We start from the raw sequence: 25,709 nt of genomic DNA on the forward strand, positions 1-25,709 counted from the left end.
ACCCCCTTGGGTGACGACATGTCTCGTGATGTGACGTTGGCGGCGCCTGCGCCGCCCTCCCATCATCCACCGACGGTGGCGCGTGCGGTCGACGCCCCTGGCCTTGACGGCGGGGCGCCGGCCGCACGCGCGCGGGTTCTCCGATGCCTGCGAACTGCGTGGCGTCAGTGCGCGTGCACGACCCCGCTCAGTTCGTTCGGCGCGGCCTCGAGATCGGCGGTCGCGGTCTTCTCACCCGACTCCAGATCGACGGCGTGGAGCTGCTGCTTCTCCGGGTCCGACACGTACGCGGTGTTGTCGCGCACGAACAGGGCGGGCCGCGGCTGCTGCCACTCGATCGGCTCGGACCACTCCTCGTCGAGCACCGTGATGGACTCGGTCAGTTCGCCGCTCTGCGGGTCCACGACGTGGATCTTGCCGTCCGTGCCGAGCACCAGGGCCTCGCCCTCGGGGCCCCGCGCGAGCGAGCGGAACGTGTAGCTGGCGGGCAGGTCCACCCGCTGCAGCTCGGCGTTCTCGGTGTCGACCAACGAGATCTGCTTCGGCCGCTCCAGTTCGGCGTCCTCGTCCTTCTTGTAGTCGCCCAGCAGGATCGGCGACTCGGGCGAGCCGGACTGGTTGCCGATCCGGCCGTACTCGGTCGGGCTGTCGACCTTCGTGATCTTTCCGTCCCGGTAGATCAGCACGCCGTCCTCACAGCCCACCGCGATGGCCTCGCCCTGCGCGGCCGACTCGCCGTGCACGCCGGGGCAGTTCTCGTTGCGCGTGATCTCCTTCCGGTTCTCGTCGAGGATCGCGATGCCATTGCGTTCCTCCTCGTTGCCGAGCGTCACGAGCATCTCGCCGTTCTCGAGTTCGACGGCCACGCCGTGGTGCGGTTCCTCGGTCTTGTAGTCGGTCGTCTCGGGTTCGCCGTCGCCGAGATCGTGCGGGTCGAAGCTGCGCACCTGCCCCGTGCCGTCGGTGAACAGCACCGTGCGGCCCGCGTGCCGGACGACGTGGCCCGGCTCCGCGCCGTCGAAGGTCACGTCGGTCAGCTGCCCGCCTACCGCGTCGAGGACCTGGAAGCCCTTCGATGTGGACACCATCACGTGCCGGTCGTCGCCCGCGGGGTTGAGCCGGTTGAAGCCCTCCAGCGGAATGTCGGCCTTCACCTCGAGCGTGGTGCCGTCCAGCACGTAGATGCCGCCGTCGTCGGTGGTGACGACGGGATCGGCGATGTCGGCACCACCACCCTGCTCACCACCCCCGCCTCCACTCCCGCTCGCCTGGTCGTCCGCAGCGCAGGCACTCACCGCGAGCATCGCGGCCGCCGCCGACAGCGCGGCGACTCTCCTGAACCGAGCCGTACTGCTCATCTCTTCTCCTTCTCGTGGGAACCGGATTCGGGTCCGCGGCATGGTCCGACCCGGCGCGGGAGGTCATGCGCCGGTGAGGCCGTCGACGATGGCGTCGGTATTGGCGCGCATCATCGCCAGATACGTCGGTGCGCCCCCGTCGGGGCCGGTGAGCGATTCGGTGAACAGCGAGCGCACCTGCACGTCGACGCCCGCCCGGTCGGCCAGCACGTTCGCGAGCCGATCCGGCTGGGTCGAGTCCGCGAAGATCGCCGGAACACCGGCCTCCCGGACCGTGCCCGCCAGGTCTTCGAGATCCGAGGCGCTGGGCGAGGCCAACGTCGTACCGCTGGGGATCACCGCTCCGAGCACGGTGAACCCGTACCGCTGCGCGAGGTAGCCGAACACGTGGTGGTTGGTCACCAGCGTGCGGTGGTCGTCGGGAATCCGGTCGAACCGTCGTGTCATCCACTCGTCGAGCTCGTCCAGCTTCGCCAGGTACGCCGTCGCGTTGGCGCGCACCGCCTGCTCGTCGACTCCGTCCACATCGGACACGATACGGTCGGTGATGCGTTCGACGGCGGTACGCATGCGGCGGGGATCCGTCCAGAAGTGCGGATCGGCCTCGCCGTCCGAGTCGCCACCGGAGAAGCGGATCGGATCGACGCGCTCGGCCACTGCGAGGTCCGGCACGCCCGACTCGACCGCGGCGTCGACGTTGCGCTGGACCCCCTCTTCCAGGCCGAGCCCGTTGTGGACGAGCAGGCCCGCCTGTTCCACGACCGCCGACTCCCTGGCCGAGATCGCGAACGAATGCGGATCGGCACCGGGCTTCATGAGCACCGTCACCTCCGCCTCGTCCCCGGCGATCTCGCGGGCGACGTCGCCGAGGATGTTCGTCGTCACCACGATCCCGCCGTTGCCGGCTCCCGCGGAGGAACAGCCGGTCAGCACCAGCGCGCACACCGACAGCAGTGCCGTCGTCACGGCCGCGAGCCGACCTCCGCCCCGCGCCCTCATCGGCCTGTTTCCACGAGCAGCGAGGGCGTGACGTCGGTGTCGAACGTCCTGGCGACCCGCAGGTCGTCGCGGTAGTCCACCTCGTGCACGGTCGCCGCCGCGGGATCGTTGACGTAGGCGCGGTCGGTGTCGACCGTGATGGTGACCCCGTCGGGCACGTCGCCGTCCAGGAGCCGCGTCGTCGCGGTCTCCTCGCCGGTCTCCGCGTCGTGGGCGTGCAGGACACCGTCCTCGGTGAGGACCAGCAACGGGCCGTCCGGGCCCGTGGCGGCCGCCGCCGCGGCGGGTCCGGTCTTCGCGAGTGTCCACGCGGGCTCGGCGGCGTCGAACAGCCAGGCGCCGTCGCGGGCCGCGACCGCACCGAGCGTCTCGGCCCCGGGACGCTGCCGGAACGCGCCCGCGTCGGGACCGCCGTCCGGGTACGGAACCGCTTCGCCCGTGAACTCGCCGTCGTCGGAGTCGACGAGCACCGCGCCGCCGGCACAGCCGAACACGACGCCGCGGTTGGTCACGGCGGCGTTGCCCGGGTCCTCGCAGGTGGCGTCGACGTCGGAGACCTTGCCGCCGTCGCGTTCCCGCACGGCGATCCCGTCACCACCGGCCACGACGACGTGCTGCTCGTAGGGCACCGCGACGCCGTCGACGGTGTCACGCTCGTCGACCTCGCCGGATTCGAGTGCCTCTCGGTCGAGCAGCACTGTCGTGCCGTCGTCGCGGGCGAGCGCGACGAGTGCGCTGTCGGACCATGCGCCCGTGACGGTGCCGTCGACGGCGCCGGCACCGCCGGGATCGGTGCGGTAGTAGTGGTTGTGGTCGCCGTGTTCGACGGTCCACACACCGCTGTCGATCACGCGGGTGCGGTTCCCGCCCGAGAGGAACGCGAACCTGCCGTCGGTGACGGCGCCGGTGACCGCACCGTCGCCCGGCAGCTCGGTCACGTCACCGCTGAGCAGATCCAGCACCCGCACCCCCCGTCCGTCGCCGTCGGCGACCACGAGCCGCGACTGGGGTTCGGCGGCCTCCTCGGCGCCTTCGACGTAGCCGTGGGGTGTACTGGTGGCGGGCGCCCCAGTATGGCCCGCTTCACCTCCGCAGCCGGCCAGCGTCACTCCACAGAGGACTGTGGTGAGCGCCGCCGCGGCGCGCGGGCCGCGCATTGTCGTTCTCACACGTGATGTCACAGTGTCCTTTCCGGAACTGATTCGGGGAGGGTGCTGCGCGGCGCGCGGTGGCGCGGGCGCAGCCGGGAGAGCAGCGCGGAGAGGCCGAACAGTGCCACGGCGACGAGCGCGATCGTCGCTCCCGCGGCGGTGCCGGCGTGCCACGAGACGAGCAGTCCGACGGCCGTCGCCGCGGTGCCGATGAGCCCGGCGCCGAGCATGACCAGCGGAATCCGATCGGCCCAGAACATCGCCGCGGCCGGCGGGGCGACGAGCAACCCGACCACCAGCAACGTGCCGACGACGTGCAACGAGGACACGATGGCCAGCGTCAGCAACAGCAGCAACGCTCCGTGTGCCACCCGCGGCCGCAGACCGAGCGCGGTCGCCGTGCGCCGGTCCACGCTCAGCGCGACGAACGCCCGGTGTCCGCCGGCGCACACGACGGCGGCGAGCGCGAGCGCGGCGACGAGTTGCAGCAGGTCGCGCGATCGCACGGCGAGGACGTCGCCGAACAGGATGCTCGTGAGATCGACGGCGAACGATCCCGAGTACGACACGATGATCACGCCGATCGCGAGCATGGCGACGAACAGCAGCCCGATCGCGGTGTCCTGAGCGAACCTCCGGGACCGGCCGAGCATCGTGACACCGCAAGCCATCGCGGCGGCGCTCAGCGCCCCGCCGAGCATCAGGTTCCCGCCCCCCAGTGAGGCGACGGCGACTCCCGGCAGCATGCCGTGCGCCATCGCCTCACCGAGGAACGCCATGCCGCGCACGACCACCCACGTGCCGGCGAGTGCGCAGATCGCCGAGACGAGTACGCCTCCCCACAGCGCCCGCTGAACGAACGAGACCTCGAACGGCGTGATCAACCACTCCACACGCGGTAGCCTAAACTGAAAACGAATTTCATTTCAATCCAGGTGGCAGAACGGTCGAGGAGAGCCATGACACAGGCCAGGACGCAGGCCGCGCAGGAGACGGGCGACGCCGCGGACGAACGCACCGGCTCGTCACCCGGAGCCGGCCCCACGGCGGTGCCCTCCGGTCCGGCCGGCGTGATGCTCGACGACGTCTCCGCCGGCTACGACGGTGCGGACGTCCTGCAGAACGTGAGCGCACTGATCCCGCGCGGCGCCGTCACGGCGATCGTCGGGCCGAACGGGGCCGGGAAGTCGACCATGATCGGGGTGATCGCCGGAGTGGTCCGGACCACGTCGGGAAGGGTGACGCTGCCGCCGAAGGGCAGGCCGGCGCTGGTCGTCCAGCACTCGGGTGTCCCCGACCAGCTCCCGATCACGGTGCGGGAGGTCGTGCGCATGGGCCGATGGGCGCACCGCGGACCGTGGCGCAGGCTGCGCCGAGACGATCACCGGCTGGTCGACGACGCACTCGATCGTCTCGGCATCGCCGACCTCGCACGCAGGCGGCTGAGCTCCCTCTCGGGCGGGCAGCGGCAGCGGGCACTCGTCGCGCAGGGACTCGTCCAGCACTCGGCCGTCCTCCTCCTGGACGAACCCACCGCGGGCCTCGACGTCGCCGCCAGGGACGCGATCGCGGCCGCATTACGCCGCTCCGCCGACGACGGCACCGCGGCCGTGCACGTGACGCACGACCTCGCCGACGCCGATCGCGCCGACCATTGCGTCCTGCTCTCCGGCGGACGCGTCGTCGCCGAGGGCAGACCGGAGGAGGTCCTCACACACGACACCGTCGACCACGCCTGGGGCCTGGACCGCTACCGCGGCCGATAGCTCCTCACGGCGGGGAATCCGGGGCCGTGAGGCGCGGGTCTCCCCCGGTTGCACCTCGTGTCACTTCCCACAAGGTGTGTACGCTGTGCGCCCCAGTGTTCAGTATGCGTACGGCGACAGGGTGATCGCTTCCCGACCGCCGGGGCACGACCACGGGTACGCGACCGAGGAGGGCCGCATGACCACGACCGACGGCGACGCGACGGCCGTTCCCGCCTGCCCGCCCCCGCACCGGTTCGAACGCCCGCCACGCCCACTGCCGGACCTGCGCACGCTGCGACGCGACTCCGGCGCCGCGTACTTCACCAACGGCCTGGTCGGCATGGTGTTCGCCGCCACCGGCCCGATCGCGGTGATCATGTCCGTCGGGGTGTCCGGAGGTCTGTCGACCGCGCAACTGTCGTCGTGGATCTTCGGCATCTTCTTCCTCAACGGTCTGCTGACCCTGCTCGCGTCGTGGCTCTACCGACAGCCGCTCGCGTTCTTCTGGACCATCCCCGGCACGGTCGTGGTGGGCGATTCGCTCGGTCGCCTCACGTGGGCCGAGGTGCTCGGCGCGTTCGTCGTCACCGCGGCGCTGATCCTCGTCGTCGGGCTCACCGGCTGGGTACGGCGCGTGATGTCGGCGCTGCCGATGCCGATCGTCATGGCGATGGTCGCGGGCGTCTTCCTACAGTTCGGGCTCGACCTCGTCGGCGCGTTCGGCGTCGACCCGAGTGTCGCCGTTCCGATGGTGGCCGTGTTCCTGCTGCTCAGTGTCGTGACCGGCCTCGGGAAACGAATCCCGCCGATCCTCGGCGCGCTGCTCGCAGGTGTCGCGGCCGTCGCACTGTCCGGCCGGTTCGACCCGGCGGGCGACGCGGGATGGCTGGCCCAGCCGATGCTGCAGGCACCGCAGTGGTCCTGGCAGGCGGTCTTCGAACTCGTCGTTCCGCTGGCCATCACCGTGCTGGTGGTGCAGAACGGCCAGGGCATCGCCGTGCTCAAACAAGCGGGTCACGAACCGCCGGTCAACGTCGCCACGGTGGCCTGCGGCCTGTGGTCACTGCCCGCCGCCGCCGTGGGCGCCGTGTCGACGTGCCTCACCGGACCGACGAACGCCCTGCTCACCGCCTCCGGACAACGCCACCGCCACTACATCGCCGGCATGATGTGCGGAGTGCTCGCGATGCTCGTCGGGCTGCTCGCGCCCGCGTTCGTGCAGCTCATGCTCGCGACCCCGGAAGCGTTCATCGCCGTCCTCGGTGGCCTCGCCATGCTCCGCGCACTCCAGGGGGCGTTCGTCAGCGCTTTCGGCGGGCGCTTCACCCTCGGCGCACTCGTCGCCTTCGTCGTCACCGTCTCCGACGTCGAGCCGCTCAACATCAGCGCCGCCTTCTGGGGCCTGGTGGCCGGGCTCGCCGTGTCGGCCCTCATGGAACGGGCCGACTTCACCGCAGACCGGGCGAGCCGAGCCGGCGAACCGGCCGGCTGAGTCGAGCCGCGGAACCGACGCGACGGCGGACCCGGGGACGCGACTGCGCCGCCGGGCCCGCCGTCCTGCGGTCAGTCCTGCTCGGTGCCGGGTTGCTGTGCGAGGAACCGCTCGAACTCGGTGGCCAGGTCGTCACCGGTCGGCATCTCGGTGTCCCCCACCAGCAGGTTGTCCTCCGACGAGGTGAACGCGTCGTACTGCTCCTCGAGCGAGTGCACCACGTTCGCCGCCTCGTCCGATTCCTCGACCTGACGGTTGACCTCGACCTCGGCGCGTCGCGCCGCCTCACGCAGCGCGTCGTCGGGCAGCTGCAGGCCCGAGACCTTCTGCACGGCGTCGACGAGCGTCAAGGCCGCAGCCGGATAGCGCGACTGCGACAGGTAGTGCGGCACGTGCGCGGCGAACCCCGCCGCGTCGTGACCCGCCTGACCCAGACGGAACTCGACGAGCGCCTCCGCGCTGCCCGGGACCTGAGCCCGGTTGAACGTCGGGCTGAACTGGCGCACCAGCTCCGTCCGCGTCGCGTGCGCCGTCACGCCGAGGGGCCTCGTGTGCGGCACGGCCATCGGAATCCCCTGGAACTGGACGCTCAGCCGGACCTTCCACCGCTCCACGAGCCTGCGGACCGCCTCGGCGAACAGCTCCCACTCACGGTCCGGTTCCGGCCCTGTGAGCAGCAGCATCGGCGTCTCGTCGGCGTCGTGCAGCAACCGCACCGTCAGCTCCGGCACCTGGTAGTCGGCCCAGCCGTCGCCGTCCCACGTCATAGCGGGCCGCCGCGACCGGTAGTCGATCAGCCGGTCCACGTCGAACCGCGCCACCACGGGGGCGTCGAACGTCTCCGTGAGGTGCTCGGCGAGCAGCTCACCCGCGTTACCCGCGTCCACGTAACCGTCCAGGTGGTACAGCAGGACCGCACCGTCGAGCACCGGAACGTCGGAATCGACCACGTACAACTCGTCCGCATCGGTCATGTCGCCACCTCCTCCTCGGCCCCATCGCGTCCGCGCCTCCACGCTGCCCGGCCGTCGGGAAACGGGGCACACACCAGCCGCGATGGGTGGTCGCCGGCGCCCCTGCGGCACCGTCGCTACCGCTGCTTCCTCGGCTTCTTCTCCCTCACCCGCACGTTGATCCGCACCGGTGAGCCGGGGAACCCGAATCGCTCCCGGAACTTGCGCTCGACGAACCGACGGTAGCCGGCCTCGAGGAAGCCCGTTGTGAACAACACCAGAGTAGGCGGCCGGATTCCCGCCTGGGTCGCGAAGAGCACCTTCGGCTGCTTGCCGCCCCGTACCGGCGGGGGCGTCGCCGCGACCAGGTCGGACAGCCAGCTGTTCAGCTGCCCCGTGGGTACCCGCTGGTCCCACGATTCGAGCGCGGTCCGCAACGCCGGTGCGAGCTTGCGCACCGCGCGCCCCGTCAACGCCGACACGTTGACCCGTTCGGCCCACGGCACGCGCACGAGCCCGCGGTCGATCTCCCGCTCCAACTGATGCCTGCGGTCGTCGTCGACCAGGTCCCACTTGTTGAACGCCAGCACGAGCGCGCGGCCTGCCTCCGAGACCATCGTGATGACCCGCAGGTCCTGTTCGGACAGTGGCTCGCTCGCATCCAGCAGCACGATCACCACTTCGGCCGCGTCGATCGCGGTCTTCGTCCGCAGCGACGCGTAGTACTCCATACCGCTGGCCGTCTGGACCCGCTTGCGCAGGCCCGCAGTGTCCACGAACCGCCAGTCCTGCCCGTCGAGTTCGACGAGCGAGTCGACCGGGTCGACGGTCGTGCCCGCCACATCGTCCACAACGGACCGCTCTTCGCCGGTGATTTTGTTGAGCAGGCTCGACTTCCCGACGTTGGGCTTGCCGACGAGGGCCACCCGGCGCGGCCCGGCGACCGGCGCTCGCCGCTCCCGCGGCGCCTCCGGCAGCACCTCCAGGATCGTGTCGAGCAGGTCGCCGGAGCTGCGGCCGTGGAGCGCACTCACCGGGTGCGGCTCGCCGAGGCCCAACGACCACAGGGACGCCGTCTCGGCGATCAGCCGCTGGTCGTCGACCTTGTTCGCCGCGAGGATCACCGGCCGCTTCGATCGGCGCAGCACCTTCGCGACTGCCTCGTCGGTGGCGGTCGCCCCGACGGTCGCGTCCACCACGAGCAGCACCGCGTCCGATGTGGACATCGCCAGGTCGGCCTGCGCGGCCACCGATCCCTGCAGCCCGTCGGCGTCCGGTTCCCAGCCGCCGGTGTCGACGAGTGTGAACCGCCTGCCGCCCCACAGGGCGTCGTAGGCCACCCGGTCGCGCGTCACACCCGGTACGTCCTGCACGACCGCCTCGCGGCGGCCCAGGATCCGGTTGACCAGCGTCGACTTGCCCACGTTCGGCCTGCCGACCACGGCCAGCACAGGCTGCGTGCCCACGACCTCCTCGTCGCCGGTCCCGGACTGGGCGCCCAGCTCGTCGAGGCGGGCGAACTCGGCCTCGTCGGACCAGGTGCCGTCGACCTCGCCGGAGGCCGTGCCGTCTGCTTCGGTCATCGCTACTGTTTCTCTTCCCTGTCGCTGTGCCTGGTCTCGTCGACACGGGAGACCAGATCGGCGAGCGTCCCGCGGATGTGCTCGGTCGCGTCGGCCAGCCCGCTGCGGCCGCGGCCGACCTCCAGTGTGAACGGTTCCCCCGCGACCACGTCCACCGCGGGGCGCAGCCGCCTGCGCTGCAGTTCCGGTGGGCGGAGCGTGCCCCGCACCGCCACCGGCTGCACCGTGGCGCCGGAGTTGCGCACCAGCCACGCCGCACCGTGGTGCGCCGAGGTCACCTCACCCGCACCGCGAGTGCCCTCGGGAAAGACTCCCACGAGCCCTCCGCGCGACAACACGCCGGTCGCCGTCGTCAGCGCCGTGCGGTCGGGCGCTCCCCTGGTCACCGGGACCTGACCGAGCCGCCGCAGCCACGGCCCCGCCGCGGCGTCGAACATCTCGTCCTTGACCAGGAACACCGAGCGCCGGGGCACGAGGCCGAACAGCAGCTGCGGTTCGATCATCGTGCTGTGGTTGGCGACGAGCACTACGGCCCCTGTCCGCGGTACGCGCTCCATCCCCGCGACGCGCAGCCGGTACGCGGGGCGGTACAGGTGCCGCGCGATCGTGCGGCCCAGGTCGTGCAGCCATGGCACGGCACCGTCCGGCAGCTCGCCGGATCCCGTGGGGCCCGCGGGTCCGGTCACCGGCACGGCTCCGCCACGCCCTCGTCGAGCAGTCCGCGGGTGCCCGCCAGCTCGGTCAGCGCCGCCAGCACCTGGTCGATCGACAGTTCCGACGTGTCGAACTCGACCGCGTCCTCGGCCGGCCGCAGCGGCGACGCCGCCCGGCCCGAGTCCAACCGGTCGCGCCGCTGGACCGACGCCAGCACCGTGGCCTGGTCGGCCTCCCGGCCGGCAGCGGTGTCCTGGGCTCCGCGGCGCGCGGCACGCACCTCCGGTGAGGCGGTGAGGAACACCTTCAGCGGCGCGTCCGGGGCCACGACGGTGCCGATGTCACGTCCGTCGACGACGACACCGCCCCCGTCCCGGGCCGTCTCCTCGATGAGTGCCCGCTGCCGCTGCACCAGCAGGTCCCGCAGATCCGACACGGCCGACACGGCCGACACGGCGGCGTCGACCCGCGGGGTGCGGATCGCCTCGCCCACGTCCGTGCCGTCGAGCCGCACGCCGGGACTGGCGGGGTCGGTCGACACGTCGAGCCGCACCGACCGGGCGAGCGCAACGACCGCGTCGGCGTCGTGCGGGTCGACACCCGCGTCGAGGACCGCCAGCGTCACCACGCGGTACATCGCGCCCGTGTCCAGGTACCCGGCGCCGAGCTCGGCCGCCAGTTTCCGCGCCACCGTGGTCTTACCCGTCCCCGACGGCCCGTCGAGGGCGACCACACCGCGTAGGGCTCCCGTCACCGACTGCTCCTCGCTACTCGCCTGTGTTTCCGCAGCCGCTTCGGTCCGCGGGACACGTTCACCCACGACCACGCTGCCGTCGTCCCGGTGTCGCCGCCGTGCTGCTGTCCTCGTGCTGCTGTCGCCGTGCTGTCGGCATCTGCCGCGGGCGCCGTGCCGTGGGCGCCGTGCCGACAGACGACGGACCCGCACCCGACGGGCCGGTGCACCACGGGATCGCCTCGCGCTCACGTGCTGCCCGTGGCACGGCCGTGCCACGGGCACCGGTCCGCGCCTGCGTGCTGCAGCCCCATTCTGCCTGGCGGTCATTCCCGTCCGGAACGCAGGCGTTGCGCCAGCTCGTCCACCACCAGTGTGGAACGGTCGACACCGCCCGTGCGGTAGGCGGCGCGCCCGAACAGCTGCGACAACGCCGGCGCTGTGATGACCTGGAACAACCCTGCCAGCACGAGGCCGACCGCGAAATGCGGCTCGAGTCGCACCGCCGTGCCGGCGAGGATGAGCAGCAGTCCGAGTGTCTGCGGCTTCGTCGCCGCCTGAAGCCGGCTCAACGTGTCCGGCAGTCGCACCATGCCCCACGCGCCGATCACGCAGAACAACGCACCCGAGATCAGCCCGACCGCGCTGACCCAGTCCCGCACGCTCATCGGTACTCCTCCCTGCGCTCGACGAGCCGCACCACCGAGATCGTGCCGACGAAGCCGAGTAGCGCGACCACCACGATGAGGGCGATGTAGATACCCCGCGACGACATCGCCATACCCACCGCCGTCCCCGCGACGATCAAGATCACCAGCACGTCGACCGCGAGGATGCGATCCAACGTGCGCGGCCCGCGCACGACGCGCAGCATCGTCAGCAGGCCTGCCACGCCGAGCAGACCGAACGTGACCGCAAACACGACGTTCATCGGTCCTCCCGCCTGTTCTCGTCGACCTCGGCGACGTCATCGGGGCCGTCGGCACCGGCCTCGCCGCCACCGTCGGACTCACCGTTTCGGGACTCGGCGTTTCGGAACTCGGCCTCCGAGGCGGCGACCGCCGCGACGGGAGACGGCTGCTGAGGCCGGCAGACCGGGGAACGGTCTCGCTCCCGTTTCGCCTCCTCGGCCCGACTTCGTGCTGCGGGAGCCTCCTGCTCGTCACCGAACGCCCACACGACGACGTGCTGCATGTCGACCACGTTGTCGTAGGCCTTGTGCGCGTCCTCCGCGGTGCGCACACCGGTCGTATAGACGTACCAGATGCCGCGGGAACGGTCGATCTGCAGCACGAACGTGCCCGGTGCGAGCGAGACGACGTTTGCGGCCGAGGCGATCACGTGGTCGACGTCGGAGAGCACCGGCACCGCCATGATGGCCGCCGACACCCGCCCCGACTCGCGAAGAGTGTCCACGAAAAAGCGGACCGCCGATCCGACCAGATCGACGATGACATACCCAGCCAGAATGACCAGCCGCCACGGCCTGTGGAAGATGTTCCACCGGTGCGACGGCAACGGGAACACCACGAGGACGATCAGTGCGACGAGGAGCCCGTACACGGCCGTCGCCACGTCGAATGTTCCCCACAGCAACATCCATACGACGACGAGCCAGATCATCAGCGACGGCGCGATGCGGTTTCCGTGCCTCCTACGCCTGGGCATCAGCCGTTCCCCTCCCCGAGTACTGCCGAGCGGTAGCCCTCGTCGTGCAGCAGGTCGTTGGCGGCCCGCTCGCTCATGTCGGCGAGCGGGCCTGCGAACACCGCGATCAGCACGCTGATCAGTACGAGACCACCCGTCGCGCCGACCATCGCCGACGACGTCGAGCCCGTTCCCACGGTCACGTCGTCGTTCGGATCGTCGTCGACCAACGGTTCGGTCGGCGGTCCCCAGAACGCGCCGACCCAGATCTTCGTGACCGCGTAGAGAGTCAGCAGGCTCGTCACGACGGCTCCGGCAGTCACCGCGATCGCCATCGCGGTGCCCACCTCGGCACCGGCCTGCAGCAACGCCATCTTGGCCACGAAGCCCGAGAACGGCGGAATGCCGGCCAGGCTCATCGCAGGGATCGCGAACAACACGGCCACCAACGGGTACGCCCTCGCGACCCCCGACATCGCCTGCAACGAGACGGTGCCCGTGTGCCGGGTCACAAGACCGCTGACCAGGAACAACGCGCCTTGCACGGTGATGTGGTGCACGACGTAGAGGATCACGCCTGCCAGCCCGATCACGGTGAACAGCGCGAGGCCGAACAGCATGTATCCGATGTGGCTGACGAGCAGGAACGAGAGCATCCGGTTGAGGTCGTTCTGCGCGATCGCGCCCAGCGCGCCGATGATCATCGTCACGAGCGCGACACCGAGGAGCACGGCCCAACTGTCCTCGTGGACGAACACGAGGGTTTGGGTCCGGATCAGCGCGTACACGCCGACCTTGGTCAGCAGCGCCGCGAACACGGCGGTGATCGGTGCCGGCGCCGTCGGATAGCTGTCGGGCAGCCAGAAGTGCAGCGGCACGAGCGCCGCCTTGATGCCGAACACGATGACGATGAACAGCGCGAGGCTCGACTGCACGCCCGCGGGCAGGGCGGCGATCTTCTCCGGCATCGCGGCGAGGTTGACGGTGCCCGTCGCCGTGTACACCAGGGCGATCATCGTGATGAACAGCAGTGACGAGGTGAGACTGACGATCACGTACGTCATGCTCGGCCGGACCCGTTCCGCAGTGACCCGCCGCGTGATCAACACGTAGGACGCACCGAGCATGATCTCGAACGCGACGAACAGGTTGAACAGATCGCCGGTCAGATACGCCATCGATACGCCCGCACACAGCACGAGATACATCGGGTGGAACGCCGTCGAGGCCGTCCTCCGCCCGAAGTCGGTGATGCGCTGACCGATCGAGAAGACCAGCACGGCGAGCGTCACGAGGGCCGACACCAGCAACAGCAGGGAGGCGAGCCGGTCGGCGACGAGCGTGATCCCGAACGGCGGGCCGTATCCGCCGAGTCGCAGCACGACCGGCCCTTCGCTGTCGGCTCGCAGCAGCAGGGTCGCGGCGACCGCCGCGATGGCGGTCAGCACGACGACGCCCAACAGCCGTTGCACCCGGGGCGAGCGGCCCGCGACCAGTGACAGCGCCGCCGCCAACAACGGCAGCAGCACGGGGAGCGCGACGAGGAAGGTCATCGGATCCGGGCCTCCTCGTCGTCCTCGCCGGGGCGGCTCTCGGGCGCCTCGGGTGCTTCGAAACCGGCGACGCGCTCGCTCTCCGGCCCCTCGTCCTCGACCTTCCTGGCAGCCTGTTCGGCTCTCGCGATGCGGCGGTCCTCGACGTCGTCCTGTACCTCGTCGTGGCCGAGCAACGCCCAGGACCGGTAGGCGAGCGCGAGCAGGAACGTCGTGAGCGCGAACGTGATCACGATCGCGGTCAGCGCGAGCGCCTGTGGGAGCGGATCGACCATCGCTTCCAGCACTGCGGAGCCCACGAACGTCGGCTCGCCGGGCGGACCGCCCGCGACCTGCAGGAACAGGTTCGCCCCGTGGCCGAGGATCACGATGCCCAGGATCACGCGCATCAGCGAGCGCTGCATGAGCAGGTAGAAGCCGACGGAGTAGAGGCCGGCGAGCGTCACGGCCATGGTGATGTTGATGGTCATCGACGCGTCATCCCCTCTCCTCCTCGAGCTGTTCGTCGTCCACACCGGGCCCGCCGACCTCGGTGCCCGCACCGATGGTGCGCAGCAGATCCACCACGACTCCGATGATCAACAGGTAGACACCGAGGTCGAGCAGCAGATTCGAGGTGATCTTGAGTTCACCGAGGACAGGAAGCTGGAGCTTCCAGATCCCCGACGCGAGTACCGGGTCACCGAACACCACCGGCGCAAGCGCGGTGAGCACCGCGATGGCCAGGCCGCTCCCGATGACGACGGGCGGGCGCACACGCACCATCATCGCCAGCTCGGCGCTACCTCCCGCGACATAGCGGAGCACGAAGGCCAGAGCGGCGACCAGGCCGCCGCTGAACCCGCCGCCTGCGTTGTTGTGCCCGGCGAGCAACAGATAAACCGAGAACACGAGCACCGTCGGGAACAGCACTCGAGCAATGACCTCGAGCAGCAGCGACCGTGGCCATGAGTAGGCGTCCTGCTCGGTCATCAGCCAACGTTCGCGGGGCGTGTCCCACTCCGTCCACGGCACGGACTCGCGCGGGTCGTCGGGGCGATCGGTCACGACCTCACCTCCGGCGTCTCGGTGGTGCCGGTGTCGTCGGTAGCGTCCTGCTCGGTCGGCTCGGGGCGGCCAACGGTGCCGTTGCGCCTGCGTGAGCGCGCCAGAATGAGGCTGGCGACGCCGGTCGCCGCGACCGCGAGCACCGTGATCTCGCCGATCGTGTCGAACGCACGGAAGTCGACAATGATCGCGTTGACCACGTTCGTGGCCCCGGTCTCGTCCTCGGCACGCTCGATGTACTGCCGACTCGCCTCCGGTATGCCTCCCCGGTAGCCGGAGTAGAGCACCGCCAGCACGGCCACGAACGTGCCCGCGACTCCCGCGATCACCGCCTTGACCCACCGGCCGCCCACGTACGCCTTGTTCTCGATGAAGCGGGGCGGGAATCGGCGGATGACGAACACGAACACGACGAGCGTGAGCGTCTCGACCAGGAACTGCGCCAGCGCCAGGTCGGCGCCGCCGTCGACGACGAACCACGCGCCGATGCCGTAACCGACCACGCCCGCCAACAGCACCGCGGTGAGCCGGCGGCGAGCGAGCAGGGAGGTGGCGGCCGCGACGAGCACCAGCAGCGCGAGCGGCACCTGAAGCCAGTTGTCGAACAACCGCAGCTCGCCGAAGTCGATGTCGCCCGAGAACAGTCCCGCGCCGGGAACGACGACGAGCGTGGTGAGGATGACGCCCAGGTACACCGGCAGGGAGCCGACCTGCAACCGACCGGTGACACCCCGCGCCAGGGACTCGAGGCCCTCGACCGACCTGCCGTACCAGCTCTGGGCACGCAGCGGCCCGGGCACGTAGCCACCCAGCCGCTGCACACCGGCGTAGCGATGCACGGCCACACCGGCGGCGATGATGCCCACGCTGATCATCAACGCCGGCGTGATGCCGTGCCAGAGCGCGAGGTGGTACCCGGGATCCTTGCCGTAGCGGTCGGCATAGCCCGTCTCCACCGGCTCGATCACGCTCGGTGCGAGTGCGAGCACCAGCCCGGCGAGCGAGGGGACGGCCACCATGCCGGTCATGACGCGCCCACACGGCACGGGCGCAGAGGGCGCCATGTCGGGTTTGGTGCCGAACGCGCCGCGGAGGAAGCGGAGGCTGTAAACGACTGTCAGTACGGAGCCGACCGCGACCCCGACGCCGATGAGGCGGTCGACGGTGCCGCCTTCGAACAGCGCCTCGAGGGCGACCTCCTTGCCGATGAAGCCGAGCAGCGGGGGCAGGCCCGCCATCGACATGAGAGCGAACGTCGCCAGCGTCGTCAGCCCGCGCCACTGTCTGCCGAGACCGGACAGTTCCCGGATGTCGCGGGTGCCCGCGCGTTTGTCGATGATCCCCACGGTGAGGAACAACGCGGACTTGAACAGGCCGTGCGCGAGTATCAGCGTGCCCGCCGCGAGCGCCGACATCCAGGTGCCGGCGCCGAGCATGACCATGAGAAAGCCGAGCTGACTGATCGTGCCGTAGGCCAGCAGAGTCTTGAGGTCGTACTGGCGCAGCGCTCGGAAACCACCGAGCAGCATCGTCCACAAACCGCAGACGACGATCGGGATCCACCACGCGGGATGATCGGCGAACGCCGGCGAGAACCGCGCGACGAGGTAGACGCCTGCTTTCACCATCGCGGCGGCGTGCAGATAGGCACTCACCGGGGTCGGCGCGACCATCGCGCTGGGCAGCCACGGGTGGAAGGGAACCTGCGCGGACTTGGTCAACGCGCCGAGCAGGACCAGCAGGAGCGCCGCGGTGACGATGCCGCCCGAGGGCGGGTCGGCCAGGATCTCCGAGATCCGCATGGTGCCCGCGGCCGTACCCAGGAGGATGAGCCCGAGCAGCATCGCCAGCCCGCCGAGCGTCGTGACCAGCAGCGCCTGGGTCGCAGACGTACGCAGCCGTTTCGCGACCCCGTCCCCGCCGACGAGCAGGAACGAGCACACCGTGGTGAGCTCCCAGAACAGGTACAGCGAGATGACGTCGTCGGCCAGGACGAGTCCGAGCATCGCGCCGGCGAAGGTGACCAGCAGCGCCGAGTCCCGTGCGGCCGTGCGGTGATCGTCCGGCTTCGCGTACCGGGAGTAGTAGCAGAGAACGACCGCGCCGATGCCGCTGACCAGCAGAATCAGCAGTAGTGCGAGTTCGTCGAAACGCGCCGTGAACTCAAGGCCGATGACAGGCGCCCAGGCCAGCGTTTCCAACGGCGGGGCACCGCTGACGGCCTCACCGCCCCTGGCCAGCGCGTAGACCAGGGTCGCCGCCGGGGCCAGGGCGCCGACGACGAAAGCCGCCCGACCGTAGCGGCGTGCGACCAGCGGCAGGACCGCGGCGAGTGCGAAATGCGCCAAGATCGCCACTAGCACCCGGCTTCACCGTCCTTCGCTCGGCCCGCAATACCGACATCCTACGAACTGGATGATCGTTCCGCCCGACCGGCCAGAATGGACGGTCGGGCGGAACCTGCGCCGAGCCCGGTGCCGCATCGGGCACCGGGGGTGCGGTGGACGGGTGAACGTCGAAGTCACACCACTGCCGGGCATCGGTGTCCGGAAGGAATTCGTCGCAGGTAACGGCCGCCGGGTCGGGGTGGTCAGCCACCGCGACGGCACGACCGATCTCATCGTCTCCAAGTCGGACGACCTCGATGCCTGCCTGGCGTCGCTGTCGCTGACCGCGGACGAGGCGGGCGCGCTCGCCAACCTGCTCGGCGCGCCGCAGCTGGTCGCGCAACTCACCGAGGAGCAGAAGGAGCTGCCGGGCATCAGCACCCGCCAGCTGACGATCAAGACCGCGTCGCCCTACGACGGCAGGACCCTGGCCGACACGGAGATCCGCACCCGGACCGGCGTGTCCGTGGTCGCGGTGATGCGCGCCGGGCAGATCCACGCGTCCCCCGCTCCGGACTTCGTGTTCACGGCGGGTGACCTCGTCGCGGCCGTCGGTACGGCGGAGGGACTCGACGCGGCGACGAAGATCCTCCACCACGGGTGACGGCCGGCCGTGGACCACACCACACTCGCCCTGATCGAGCTGGGCGCGGTCTTCCTCCTACTCGGCGTGCTCGGCAGGGTGGCGCAGCGCGTCGGCATGTCGCCGATTCCGCTCTACCTGGTCGGCGGGCTGTTCTTCGGCGAGGGCGGCGTGGTCGGGCTGGGCGACATCGGCCAGTTCACGCACCTGGCCAGCGAGATCGGCGTCGTGCTGCTGCTCCTGCTGCTCGGGCTGGAGTACTCGGCGGCCGAACTCGTCGGCGGGATGAAGCGGTCCTGGCCGGCCGGCGTCGTCGACATCGTGGCCAATGCCGCGCCGGGTGCCGTCGTGGCGCTGCTGCTGGGCTGGGGGCCGATCGGAGCGGTGGTACTGGGAGGCGTCACCTACATATCCTCGTCCGGCATCATCGCGAAGGTCCTCGGCGACCTGGGCAGGCTCGGTAACCGCGAGACGCCGGTCGTGTTGTCGATCCTCGTGTTCGAGGACCTGGCGATGGCGCTGTACCTGCCGATCCTCACCGCGGTCCTCGGCGGTGTGAGCCTCGTGGGCGGGCTGACCGCGGTCGGCATCTCACTCCTGGTCATCTCGGTCGTGCTGGTGATCGCCATCAAGTACGGGCGGTTCGTCTCCGCGATCGTCGACAGCGACGACCGCGAGGTGTTCCTGCTGCGCGTGTTCGGGTCGGCGCTGCTGGTGGCCGGTCTGGCCCAGGCACTGCAGGTCTCGGCCGCGGTGGGTGCGTTCCTGCTGGGCATCGCGATCTCGGGGTCGACCGCGGAGAACGCCACCCGCCTGCTGGAACCGCTGCGCGACCTGTTCGTGGCGGCGTTCTTCGTGGTGTTCGGTCTGAACACCGACCCCGCGTCGATCCCGCCGGTGCTGGTCTGGGCCGTCGTGCTGGCCGTGGTGACGACGGTGACCAAGATCGGCACCGGGTGGTGGGCGGCCCGGCGTTCGGGGGTCGGCAGGCTCGGACGCGCGAGGGCCGGTGCGGCCCTGGTGGCGCGCGGCGAGTTCTCGATCGTCATCGCCGGCCTCGCGGTGAGCGCCGGCGCCGTCGAAGGCGAGCTCGCCGCCCTGGCGACCGCGTACGTGCTGCTGATGGCGATCCTCGGCCCGACCGCCGCCCGCGTGGTCGAGCCCGTGGCCCGGAGGCTGCAGCCGCGCCGGGCGACGTCCGGCGTCTGAGTGGTCGCCGAACGCCACCCGGCCGTACACCGCGCACGCCGCTACCGTCGTGGATGTACGGATCGGTCCAGACGCGCTCGAGCGAGGAGAACTCCATGCCAGACACCGTGTACACCGCGATCGCGACCTCCACCGGCGACGGCAGGCGCGGCGGCAGGGCCGCCACCAACGACCAGACTCTCGACGTCACACTCGCCGTCCCGGCCGAGATGGGCGGCACGGGCGCTGGCACCAATCCGGAACAGCTGTTCGCGGCGGGCTGGGCCACCTGCTTCCACTCCGCGCTGAAGGCCGTCGCCGCCGAGCGGAAAACGACGATCAGCGACTCGGCCGTGGTCGCCGAGGTGCAGTTGCGATCGCAGGAAGGCGGCGGGTTCGGCCTCGCCGCGGATCTGCACGTCGAACTGTCCGGCGTCGACCAGGCCACGGCCGACGAGCTGACCGAGGCTGCCCACGCGATGTGCCCGTACTCGAACGCCACCCGCGGCAACATCCCGGTGACCGTCGACGCCACGGTCGCCTGAGGCCCGGCCCCTCGGAGCGCCCTCCCCCGAAGCACCGCCCCCTCGGGGTGCGGTCGCGCCGAGTCGTCCTCACCGAACGCCGGCGGTCACGACCCGACGGCCTTGTACAGCGAGCCGATCTCCTTGCGGTTCAGCTTGCGGATCGCGCCGGGCTTGGTCTGCCCGAGCTGCACGCCGCCGACCGACGTGCGAACGAGTTTGCGCACCGGGTGGCCCACCTCCCGCAGCAGCCTGCGCACGATGTGCTTGCGGCCCTCGTGCAGCACGAGCTCGACCAGCGTCCGCCCGGCCTGGACGTCCTTGACGCGGAACTCGTCGACCCGCACCCGACCGTCCTCGAGCTCGACGCCGCTGCGCAGACGTTTCCCGAGACCCCGCGGCACGGAGCCGTCGACCTCGGCCAGATACGTCTTCGGCACATGGAACGAGGGGTGCATCAGCTTGTTCGCCAGGTCGCCGTCGTTGGTCAGCAGCAGCAGGCCCTCGGTGTCGGCGTCGAGCCTGCCGACGTGGAACAGCCGCTCCCTGCGGTTGCGCACGTAGTCACCGACGCACGGCCTGCCCTCCTCGTCGGACATGGTGCTGTGCACGCCCTTCGGCTTGTTCAGCGCCAGGTAGACCAGCGTGTCGTCCACGATCAGCCGCTCGCCGTCCACGTGGATCACCGCGGTGTCCGGGTCGACCCGCTTGCCGAGTTCCCGCACGGCCTCGCCGTCGACGCTCACCCGGCCCTGCGCGATCAGCTCCTCGGACGCGCGCCGCGACGCGACGCCGGCCTGCGCGAGCACTTTCTGCAGGCGAACCCCTTCGGGGTTGCTAGATGTCATCGATCGAATCCACCTCGGGTAGCAAGGGTGCGATGGGCGGCAGGTCGTTCAACGACTCCAGGCCCAACCGCTCCAGGAACAGCTCGGTCGTCACGTAGAGCGTGCCGCCGGACTCGCCGTCGGCGCCGCTCTCCTCGATCAGACCGCGCTGTACGAGCGTACGGATCACGCCGTCGACGTTCACACCGCGTACCGCCGCGACCCTCGAGCGCGTGACCGGCTGCCGGTAGGCGATGACCGCGAGCGTTTCGAGCGCCGCCCGCGTGAGCTTCGACCGCTGCCCGTCGAGCAGCAGCTTCTCCACGAACGGGGCGTACGTGTCACGCGTGTAGAACCGCCAGCCTTCCGCCGATCGGCGCAGGTCGAACCCGCTGCCGCGGTCGGTGTAGTCCTCCGCCATCGTGCGCAACGTCTCGGTGACCCGGTCGACGGGCTGTTCCAGCGCGCCGGCCAGGGTCTCCTCCCCGACCGGCGCGTCGACCACCAACAGCATCGACTCCAACGCGGACACCAACGTGTCGTACTCGGACACGTCCGGCAGCACCCGGTCCTGCGCCACCGCCGTGAGGCTCGTGTCCTCACCGTCGGCCGAACCCCCGCCGAGTGCGTCGCCGTCTGCGGAGTCCTGGCCTGCAGGGTGCTCCACGGCGGCTGCGATGTCGCGGGCTGCGATGTCGCGGCCACCGGCGGCTGCGAGGTCGGGAACCTCCCCGCCGGTGCTGTCGACCGCACCACCGTCGGTCGGGGCGCTGTCCGACTCGGGGCCGCCGGTCACGGCCCTGTCCGTGGTGACGGCATCGGCGCCGGGGCCGGGGCCGACGTGCGCATCGATGTCGTGTGGCTCGTTCACCCGTACTCCTCGTCGTCCGTGTCGGCGTCCCGGTCGGCCTCGGCCCGGGCCGTGGCCTCCTCGAGCGAACCGCCCGTCCAGCGCACGTGCAGCTCGCCGAGCGCCTCCTCCTGTTCGAGGTTCACCGACTTCTCCCGGTAGAGCTCGAGCAGTGCGAGGAACCGTGCGACCACCTCGAGGGTGTGTTCGCAGTCGGCGACGAGGTCACGGAACGTGCCCGCCCCCTGTTCGGCGAGCCGCAGGCGCAGCACGGCCGCGTGTTCGCGCACCGACACCCTGCCCATGTGCAGGTGGTCGAGCGATACCTCGGGCGTGGGTTTGGGCCGGAACACACCGAGCGCGATGTCGGCGAACCGGTCCGGGGTGACGCCGAGCATCACCTCGGGCAGCAGGCCGAGGTAGCGCTCCTCCAGGCTCACCGACCGTGGGTACCGCCGGAGAGCACCCGCCTCGAGCTCACCGAAGAGCGCCGCGACCTGCTTGTAGGCGCGATACTGCAACACCCGCGCGAACAGCAGGTCACGTGCCTCCAGCAGTGCCAGGTCGTCCTCGTCCTCGACCTCCGCCGACGGCAACAGCCGCGCGGCCTTCAGGTCGAGCAGCGTCGCCGCGACGACGAGGAACTCGGTGGTCTCGTCGAGGTTCCACTCCTCGCCGAGCGACCGGGTGTGGGCGATGAAATCGTCGGTCACCCGGTGCAACGCGACCTCGGTGACGTCCAGCTGGTGCTGCGAGATCAGCTGCAGCAGCAGGTCGAACGGCCCTTCGAAGTTCTGCAGCCGCACCTGGAACCGAGGCGGACCGTCGGCCGACTCGCCACTGCCGGCACCGCCCTCGTCGCCGTCCCCACTCGCCCCGGCCGCGCCGCTCGCGGCGATCTCCCCGGATTCGTTTGCGACGGATTCGTTCGCGACGGGGTCGCTCGAGGTGGCGTCCCGGGGCTCGTCGGCGAGCGCCTCGGCGCCGTCGGCAGGGACGGGTTCATGGGTGGCCGCGTCGGTCGGTGTGTCGTCGGCGTCCGGCTGGGGCTGCGCCCCGTGGTTCATCAGTTCGTGGCTTCCTGGTCGTCGAGGTCGCCGTCGCGCAGCCGCGTGACGAGGACGGAGTCCTCGCCGCCGGCCTCGAAGTCGGCCAGCAGCACGGCGACGGCCTCGCGCACGATGCGCCCGCGATCCACCGCGAGGTCGTGCGACGCACGCAGGGCCAACCGGGCCTGCTCCATCGCGACCAGCTCGTCGCCGGACAGGTACACCGTGATCTTCGCGTCGTGCTTCTGCCTGCCCGAGCCGCGGCGGCCCGCCTTCGCCAGTCCGCCCGAGTCCGACGTCGCGGGCTTCGCGGCCGTCGTCGAGGCCGTCCGCTTCCGGGTGGGCTCCGGTTCCCCGGCCGTCCGGTCCGCGGCCGTCTCCGCCTCGGCGGGCGGCTCGTCGGCCGCCCGGGCCGGGACGTCGGCCGCGGGCGCCTCCACCGATTCCGCGTCCGGAGCCGCCGCGGGTGCGGGCGGGCCCGCAGGTGTCACGGCGCCGTCCCCGAACACGGGGTTGCTGGTGCGGCGGAACAGTTCGGACGCCCCGGGCAGGGATGCTCGCCTGCTCACCGGCCGATCACCTCACGTGCCAGCTGCCGGTACGCCGCCGCACCCGCCGAACGAGGAGCCCACTTGGTGATCGGTTCACCGGCCACAGTGGTCTCCGGGAACCGCACGGTGCGGTTGATCACCGTGTCGAACACGGTGTCGCCGAATGCCTCCACCACGCGCGCCATGACCTCCTTCGAATGCAACGTCCTCGGGTCGAACATCGTGGCGAGAATGCCGGTGATGTCCAGTTTGGGGTTGAGCCGTTCGCGCACCTTATCGATGGTGTCGATCAGCAACGCCACGCCCCGCAGACTGAAGAACTCGCACTCCAGCGGGATGATCACGCCGTCGGACGCGGTGAGCGCATTGACGGTGAGCAGTCCCAGCGACGGCTGGCAGTCGACAAGAACATAGTCGTACTGCTTCATCACCGGATGCAGCACCCTCAGTAGCGTGTGCTCACGCCCGACCTCGGCGACCAGCTGCACCTCGGCCGCCGACAGGTCGATGTTGCTCGGCAGCAGGTCGATGCCCTCGAGCTTCGTGTTCCGGATGACGCCGTCGACCGGCAGCGACCGCTCCATGATCACGTTGTAGACGCTCTGCTCGAGCTCGTGCGGCTGCACACCGAGACCGACCGACAGGGCGCCCTGCGGGTCGAAGTCGACGAGCAGCACGCGCCTGCCGTACTCGGCGAGCGCGGCGCCGAGATTGATCGTCGACGTGGTCTTGCCCACGCCACCCTTTTGGTTACACATCGCCAGCACGGTCGCCGGGCCGTGCGTGTGCAGCTCCGGGGGTTCGGGAATCTCCCGCAGCGGCCTGCCGGTCGGGCCGAGCTTGACCTCCTCGGCCTGCTCGCCACCGGTCCGGTCCTCGCCGGCAGCGGCGGGTGCCGTGTCGGCCGCGGCCGCACCGGAGTAACCGGGGCCGGCCGCGGGTTCGGACGTGGCGCCTGCGGTCGCACCGCTGCCCCCGGCGGTCGTGTCGCCGGACTGGGATCGCGGCTGCTGGGAGGTCGACATAGGGCGGAAGCTCCTCCTTGGGGCAAGAACGCCGTCAGCCTATTCGCGGTGTAGACATAGCGGCAAAGAGGCTCGCCGCACGTCGAGCCGATTGTCGCCGACCGGCCCGGTTCCGTGGAGACCGGACACGCCGAGGCGGCGATGGTGGCGGCGGGATGTGCCGCGTGGCACGGGCGCCGCGTGCCACGGCGCCGGTGGCGGCCGGCGACACCGGCACGGTCAGCGGAGTGCGCGTGGGTGCGCGGTCGCGTACACCTCGCGCAGCGTGGTCACGGTGACGAGGGTGTAGACCTGCGTGGTGGACACCGAGGCGTGCCCGAGCAGTTCCTGGACCACCCGCACGTCGGCGCCGCCTTCGATGAGGTGGGTGGCGAACGAGTGCCGGAGCGTGTGCGGTGAGACGGTCGCGCTGAGGCCCGCCCGCTCCGCGGCGGTCTTGAGCACGTGCCACGCACTCTGCCGCGACAGCCTGCCGCCGCGCGCGTTGAGGAACACCGCGGCCGTGCCACGCCCCGACTTGGCCAGCACCGGACGCGCACGGACGAGATAGGCGTCGAGTGCGTCGAGTGCGGGCCTGCCGATCGGCACGAGCCGCTGTCTGCCGCCCTTGCCGTCGAGCAGCACGGTGCGCTCGACGGTGTCGATGTCGTCGACGTCGAGGCCGACCGCTTCGGAGATTCGGGCGCCGGTCGAGTACAGCAGCTCCAGCAGGGCACGGTCCCGCAACGGGCGCTCCCCGTCCGGCGCAGGAGTGGCGAGCAGGCTCAGCACGTCGTCGACCGGCAGGGCCTTCGGCAACCGCCGCGCGGGCGCCGGGGGATGCACGTCGCGGGCGGGGTCGTGGGTGGTGATGCCATCCGCACTGGCGAACTTGTGCAGCCCGCGCACCGCCACCAGCGCCCGGGCCGCCGACGAGGCCGCCAGCGGCCGGTGCTCGTCATCGCCCTCCCGCAGCACTGCGCCGAACTCGGCGACGTGTGCGGGCTCCACCGCCGCCGGGTCGGTGATGCCGTTGCGCTGCAGGAACTCGACGTAGCGGCGCAGGTCACGGGCGTACCCGTCGAGCGTGTTCTTCGACGTGCCGCGCTCCACCGCGAGGTGGTCGAGATAGGTCGCCACGACGTGTTCGACGGAGCCTCGCGAGCGTGTCACGCGCACACTCTAGACGGATCGACCCCGTCGGCAGGCGTATTCACCAGGCCTGTCCCCCAGGTTCGCGTGGGCGAGGCGCGCCGGCGAAAAGCGCCGAACCGGCGTCGAAACGGTACCGTCGAGCCCATGACGCAGGACCCGAACGAGCTCCGCGTCGGAGACACCGAACGGGAGGAAGCCTCCCGCGTGCTCGCCGACCACTTCAGCTCCGGCCGGCTGTCGATGGGCGAGTACGAGGACCGTGTGGGTGCGGCCGCCGCGGCACGGACGCGTGCTGATCTGAGCGGACTGTTCAACGACCTTCCCGCGCCGCACCCGACCTTCCTCCGACCTCCGTCCGCGTCGCTCCCGCCGACGACACCCCGCCCCGGTTCGGTGCCCACCGTGAACCGCACGGCCGATGTGCTGCCACCGTCCGACAAGTCGAAAATCGTCGCCGGGGTGCTGCAGATCCTGCTGCCGTTCGGCATCGGCAGGTTCTACACGGGACACACCGGCTTGGCGCTCGCCCAGTTGTTCGTGACGCTGCTGACACTCGGCATGGGCGCGATCTGGCCGTTCATCGACGGGATCGTGCTACTGGCCAAGGGCGGAGTCGACGGCGACGGCCGCCGACTCCGCGACTGATCTCGCCTCCGGCCGCCGGTGCCGCGGC

27 protein-coding genes are annotated in these 25,709 nt (G+C 70.7%); 6 read left to right on the forward strand and 21 right to left on the reverse strand.

The genetic code is table 11. From position 1 onward, the window contains the following. Positions 1-164 precede the first annotated feature (164 nt). From aztD to aztB, 4 genes are all read right to left on the reverse strand, one after another. Complete coding sequence (gene aztD, locus FHS23_RS21320) at positions 165-1,358, reverse strand: zinc metallochaperone AztD (protein WP_183658932.1); 1,194 nt, start codon at positions 1,356-1,358, stop codon at positions 165-167. Between the two features lie 63 nt (positions 1,359-1,421). Continuing rightward, complete coding sequence (gene aztC / locus FHS23_RS21325) at positions 1,422-2,357, reverse strand: zinc ABC transporter substrate-binding protein AztC (RefSeq protein ID WP_183658934.1); 936 nt, start codon at positions 2,355-2,357, stop codon at positions 1,422-1,424. Next, a complete protein-coding gene (locus FHS23_RS21330) occupies positions 2,354-3,526 on the reverse strand; it encodes a hypothetical protein (RefSeq protein ID WP_221219908.1) in 1,173 nt (390 codons plus the stop codon). The genes aztC and FHS23_RS21330 overlap by 4 nt, the downstream gene beginning before the upstream one ends. An 8-nt stretch (positions 3,527-3,534) precedes the next feature. Continuing rightward, positions 3,535-4,401: a zinc ABC transporter permease AztB gene (gene aztB / locus FHS23_RS21335; RefSeq protein WP_183658936.1), complete on the reverse strand. Its 867-nt coding sequence runs from the start codon at positions 4,399-4,401 to the stop codon at positions 3,535-3,537. Between the two features lie 66 nt (positions 4,402-4,467). Here aztB and aztA point away from each other — a divergent pair, with 66 nt between their 5' ends. Both aztA and FHS23_RS21345 read left to right on the forward strand, forming a co-directional pair. Next, positions 4,468-5,274, forward strand: coding sequence for a zinc ABC transporter ATP-binding protein AztA (aztA, locus tag FHS23_RS21340; RefSeq protein ID WP_183658938.1), 807 nt, complete (start codon positions 4,468-4,470; stop codon positions 5,272-5,274). 178 nt (positions 5,275-5,452) lie between these two features. Then, the gene (locus FHS23_RS21345) at positions 5,453-6,748 is read left to right on the forward strand and encodes a benzoate/H(+) symporter BenE family transporter (protein WP_183658940.1); all 1,296 of its coding nucleotides are present in this window, start codon (positions 5,453-5,455) and stop codon (positions 6,746-6,748) included. Positions 6,749-6,819: 71 nt separating this feature from the next. On the opposite strand, the gene FHS23_RS21350 is transcribed toward FHS23_RS21345, so the two are convergent. The 11 genes from FHS23_RS21350 to mbhE form a co-directional block, all read right to left on the reverse strand. Beyond that, positions 6,820-7,722: a proteasome assembly chaperone family protein gene (locus FHS23_RS21350; RefSeq protein WP_183658942.1), complete on the reverse strand. Its 903-nt coding sequence runs from the start codon at positions 7,720-7,722 to the stop codon at positions 6,820-6,822. A gap of 116 nt (positions 7,723-7,838) precedes the next feature. Next, positions 7,839-9,284, reverse strand: coding sequence for a ribosome biogenesis GTPase Der (gene der / locus FHS23_RS21355; protein ID WP_183658944.1), 1,446 nt, complete (start codon positions 9,282-9,284; stop codon positions 7,839-7,841). Between the two features lie 2 nt (positions 9,285-9,286). Then, complete coding sequence (locus FHS23_RS21360) at positions 9,287-9,970, reverse strand: lysophospholipid acyltransferase family protein (RefSeq protein WP_425501162.1); 684 nt, start codon at positions 9,968-9,970, stop codon at positions 9,287-9,289. Next, complete coding sequence (cmk, locus tag FHS23_RS23430) at positions 9,967-10,671, reverse strand: (d)CMP kinase (RefSeq protein WP_183659017.1); 705 nt, start codon at positions 10,669-10,671, stop codon at positions 9,967-9,969. The genes FHS23_RS21360 and cmk overlap by 4 nt, the downstream gene beginning before the upstream one ends. Before the next feature lie 326 nt (positions 10,672-10,997). Next, positions 10,998-11,339 (reverse strand): monovalent cation/H(+) antiporter subunit G, encoded by a 342-nt coding sequence (gene mnhG, locus FHS23_RS21370; RefSeq protein ID WP_183658948.1) that lies wholly within the window; start codon positions 11,337-11,339, stop codon positions 10,998-11,000. Beyond that, on the reverse strand, positions 11,336-11,602 hold the full coding sequence (locus FHS23_RS21375) for an MrpF/PhaF family protein (protein WP_183658950.1): 267 nt from the start codon (positions 11,600-11,602) through the stop codon (positions 11,336-11,338). Before FHS23_RS21375 ends, mnhG begins: the two co-directional genes overlap by 4 nt. Beyond that, a complete protein-coding gene (locus FHS23_RS21380) occupies positions 11,599-12,339 on the reverse strand; it encodes a Na+/H+ antiporter subunit E (RefSeq protein WP_183658952.1) in 741 nt (246 codons plus the stop codon). Before FHS23_RS21380 ends, FHS23_RS21375 begins: the two co-directional genes overlap by 4 nt. Continuing rightward, complete coding sequence (locus FHS23_RS21385; protein ID WP_183658954.1) at positions 12,339-13,871, reverse strand: Na+/H+ antiporter subunit D; 1,533 nt, start codon at positions 13,869-13,871, stop codon at positions 12,339-12,341. Before FHS23_RS21385 ends, FHS23_RS21380 begins: the two co-directional genes overlap by 1 nt. Then, positions 13,868-14,341 (reverse strand): Na(+)/H(+) antiporter subunit C, encoded by a 474-nt coding sequence (locus tag FHS23_RS21390; RefSeq protein ID WP_183658956.1) that lies wholly within the window; start codon positions 14,339-14,341, stop codon positions 13,868-13,870. The genes FHS23_RS21385 and FHS23_RS21390 overlap by 4 nt, the downstream gene beginning before the upstream one ends. 7 nt (positions 14,342-14,348) lie before the next feature. Further along, positions 14,349-14,918: an MnhB domain-containing protein gene (locus FHS23_RS21395; protein WP_343054155.1), complete on the reverse strand. Its 570-nt coding sequence runs from the start codon at positions 14,916-14,918 to the stop codon at positions 14,349-14,351. Then, a complete protein-coding gene (mbhE, locus tag FHS23_RS21400) occupies positions 14,915-17,281 on the reverse strand; it encodes a hydrogen gas-evolving membrane-bound hydrogenase subunit E (RefSeq protein ID WP_183658958.1) in 2,367 nt (788 codons plus the stop codon). Before mbhE ends, FHS23_RS21395 begins: the two co-directional genes overlap by 4 nt. A gap of 145 nt (positions 17,282-17,426) precedes the next feature. Between mbhE and FHS23_RS21405 the strand changes: the two genes are divergently transcribed. The 3 genes from FHS23_RS21405 to FHS23_RS21415 all read left to right on the forward strand — a co-directional run bounded on the left by FHS23_RS21405 (position 17,427) and on the right by FHS23_RS21415 (position 19,621). Next, positions 17,427-17,909, forward strand: a complete 483-nt coding sequence (locus tag FHS23_RS21405; RefSeq protein WP_183658960.1) for a cation:proton antiporter regulatory subunit — start codon at positions 17,427-17,429, stop codon at positions 17,907-17,909. A gap of 9 nt (positions 17,910-17,918) precedes the next feature. Further along, entirely contained in the window at positions 17,919-19,097 is a 1,179-nt protein-coding gene (locus tag FHS23_RS21410) for a cation:proton antiporter domain-containing protein (protein WP_183658962.1), read from the forward strand. A gap of 95 nt (positions 19,098-19,192) precedes the next feature. After that, positions 19,193-19,621 (forward strand): organic hydroperoxide resistance protein, encoded by a 429-nt coding sequence (locus FHS23_RS21415; RefSeq protein WP_183658964.1) that lies wholly within the window; start codon positions 19,193-19,195, stop codon positions 19,619-19,621. 86 nt (positions 19,622-19,707) lie between these two features. Here the strand turns inward: FHS23_RS21415 and FHS23_RS21420 are convergent, their stop codons facing one another. The 6 genes from FHS23_RS21420 to xerD form a co-directional block, all read right to left on the reverse strand. Further along, positions 19,708-20,448, reverse strand: coding sequence for a pseudouridine synthase (locus FHS23_RS21420; protein WP_183658966.1), 741 nt, complete (start codon positions 20,446-20,448; stop codon positions 19,708-19,710). After that, the gene (gene scpB / locus FHS23_RS23850; RefSeq protein ID WP_343054156.1) at positions 20,438-21,298 is read right to left on the reverse strand and encodes an SMC-Scp complex subunit ScpB; all 861 of its coding nucleotides are present in this window, start codon (positions 21,296-21,298) and stop codon (positions 20,438-20,440) included. The genes FHS23_RS21420 and scpB overlap by 11 nt, the downstream gene beginning before the upstream one ends. Further along, the gene (locus FHS23_RS21430; protein ID WP_246382553.1) at positions 21,295-22,344 is read right to left on the reverse strand and encodes a segregation and condensation protein A; all 1,050 of its coding nucleotides are present in this window, start codon (positions 22,342-22,344) and stop codon (positions 21,295-21,297) included. The genes scpB and FHS23_RS21430 overlap by 4 nt, the downstream gene beginning before the upstream one ends. After that, positions 22,344-22,895, reverse strand: coding sequence for a cobyrinic acid a,c-diamide synthase (locus tag FHS23_RS21435; protein ID WP_183658968.1), 552 nt, complete (start codon positions 22,893-22,895; stop codon positions 22,344-22,346). The genes FHS23_RS21430 and FHS23_RS21435 overlap by 1 nt, the downstream gene beginning before the upstream one ends. Beyond that, positions 22,892-23,902 carry a ParA family protein gene (locus FHS23_RS21440; RefSeq protein WP_183658970.1) on the reverse strand — a complete coding sequence of 337 codons (1,011 nt, stop codon included), beginning with the start codon at positions 23,900-23,902 and terminating at the stop codon, positions 22,892-22,894. Before FHS23_RS21440 ends, FHS23_RS21435 begins: the two co-directional genes overlap by 4 nt. Before the next feature lie 219 nt (positions 23,903-24,121). Continuing rightward, positions 24,122-25,054: a site-specific tyrosine recombinase XerD gene (gene xerD / locus FHS23_RS21445; protein WP_183658972.1), complete on the reverse strand. Its 933-nt coding sequence runs from the start codon at positions 25,052-25,054 to the stop codon at positions 24,122-24,124. Between the two features lie 126 nt (positions 25,055-25,180). Here xerD and FHS23_RS21450 point away from each other — a divergent pair, with 126 nt between their 5' ends. Continuing rightward, positions 25,181-25,681, forward strand: coding sequence for a DUF1707 domain-containing protein (locus tag FHS23_RS21450; protein WP_183658974.1), 501 nt, complete (start codon positions 25,181-25,183; stop codon positions 25,679-25,681). Positions 25,682-25,709 lie beyond the last annotated feature (28 nt).

It is taken from the genome of Prauserella isguenensis (assembly GCF_014191605.1).
In the GTDB taxonomy this organism is placed as follows: Bacteria; Actinomycetota; Actinomycetes; order Mycobacteriales; family Pseudonocardiaceae; genus Prauserella; species Prauserella isguenensis.

What these genes read in the sequence shown, in the direction of transcription:
- aztD (WP_183658932.1), bottom strand. Translation starts at nt 1,358, where the DNA reads ATGAGCAGTACGGCTCGGTTCAGGAGAGTCGCCGCGCTGTCGGCGGCG.
- aztC (WP_183658934.1), bottom strand. Translation starts at nt 2,357, where the DNA reads ATGAGGGCGCGGGGCGGAGGTCGGCTCGCGGCCGTGACGACGGCACTG.
- aztA (WP_183658938.1), top strand. Translation starts at nt 4,468, where the DNA reads ATGACACAGGCCAGGACGCAGGCCGCGCAGGAGACGGGCGACGCCGCG.
- FHS23_RS21345 (WP_183658940.1), top strand. Translation starts at nt 5,453, where the DNA reads ATGACCACGACCGACGGCGACGCGACGGCCGTTCCCGCCTGCCCGCCC.
- FHS23_RS21350 (WP_183658942.1), bottom strand. Translation starts at nt 7,722, where the DNA reads ATGACCGATGCGGACGAGTTGTACGTGGTCGATTCCGACGTTCCGGTG.
- der (WP_183658944.1), bottom strand. Translation starts at nt 9,284, where the DNA reads ATGACCGAAGCAGACGGCACGGCCTCCGGCGAGGTCGACGGCACCTGG.
- mnhG (WP_183658948.1), bottom strand. Translation starts at nt 11,339, where the DNA reads ATGAGCGTGCGGGACTGGGTCAGCGCGGTCGGGCTGATCTCGGGTGCG.
- FHS23_RS21375 (WP_183658950.1), bottom strand. Translation starts at nt 11,602, where the DNA reads ATGAACGTCGTGTTTGCGGTCACGTTCGGTCTGCTCGGCGTGGCAGGC.
- FHS23_RS21380 (WP_183658952.1), bottom strand. Translation starts at nt 12,339, where the DNA reads ATGCCCAGGCGTAGGAGGCACGGAAACCGCATCGCGCCGTCGCTGATG.
- FHS23_RS21385 (WP_183658954.1), bottom strand. Translation starts at nt 13,871, where the DNA reads ATGACCTTCCTCGTCGCGCTCCCCGTGCTGCTGCCGTTGTTGGCGGCG.
- FHS23_RS21390 (WP_183658956.1), bottom strand. Translation starts at nt 14,341, where the DNA reads ATGACCATCAACATCACCATGGCCGTGACGCTCGCCGGCCTCTACTCC.
- FHS23_RS21415 (WP_183658964.1), top strand. Translation starts at nt 19,193, where the DNA reads ATGCCAGACACCGTGTACACCGCGATCGCGACCTCCACCGGCGACGGC.
- FHS23_RS21420 (WP_183658966.1), bottom strand. Translation starts at nt 20,448, where the DNA reads ATGACATCTAGCAACCCCGAAGGGGTTCGCCTGCAGAAAGTGCTCGCG.
- FHS23_RS21430 (WP_246382553.1), bottom strand. Translation starts at nt 22,344, where the DNA reads ATGAACCACGGGGCGCAGCCCCAGCCGGACGCCGACGACACACCGACC.
- FHS23_RS21440 (WP_183658970.1), bottom strand. Translation starts at nt 23,902, where the DNA reads ATGTCGACCTCCCAGCAGCCGCGATCCCAGTCCGGCGACACGACCGCC.
- FHS23_RS21450 (WP_183658974.1), top strand. Translation starts at nt 25,181, where the DNA reads ATGACGCAGGACCCGAACGAGCTCCGCGTCGGAGACACCGAACGGGAG.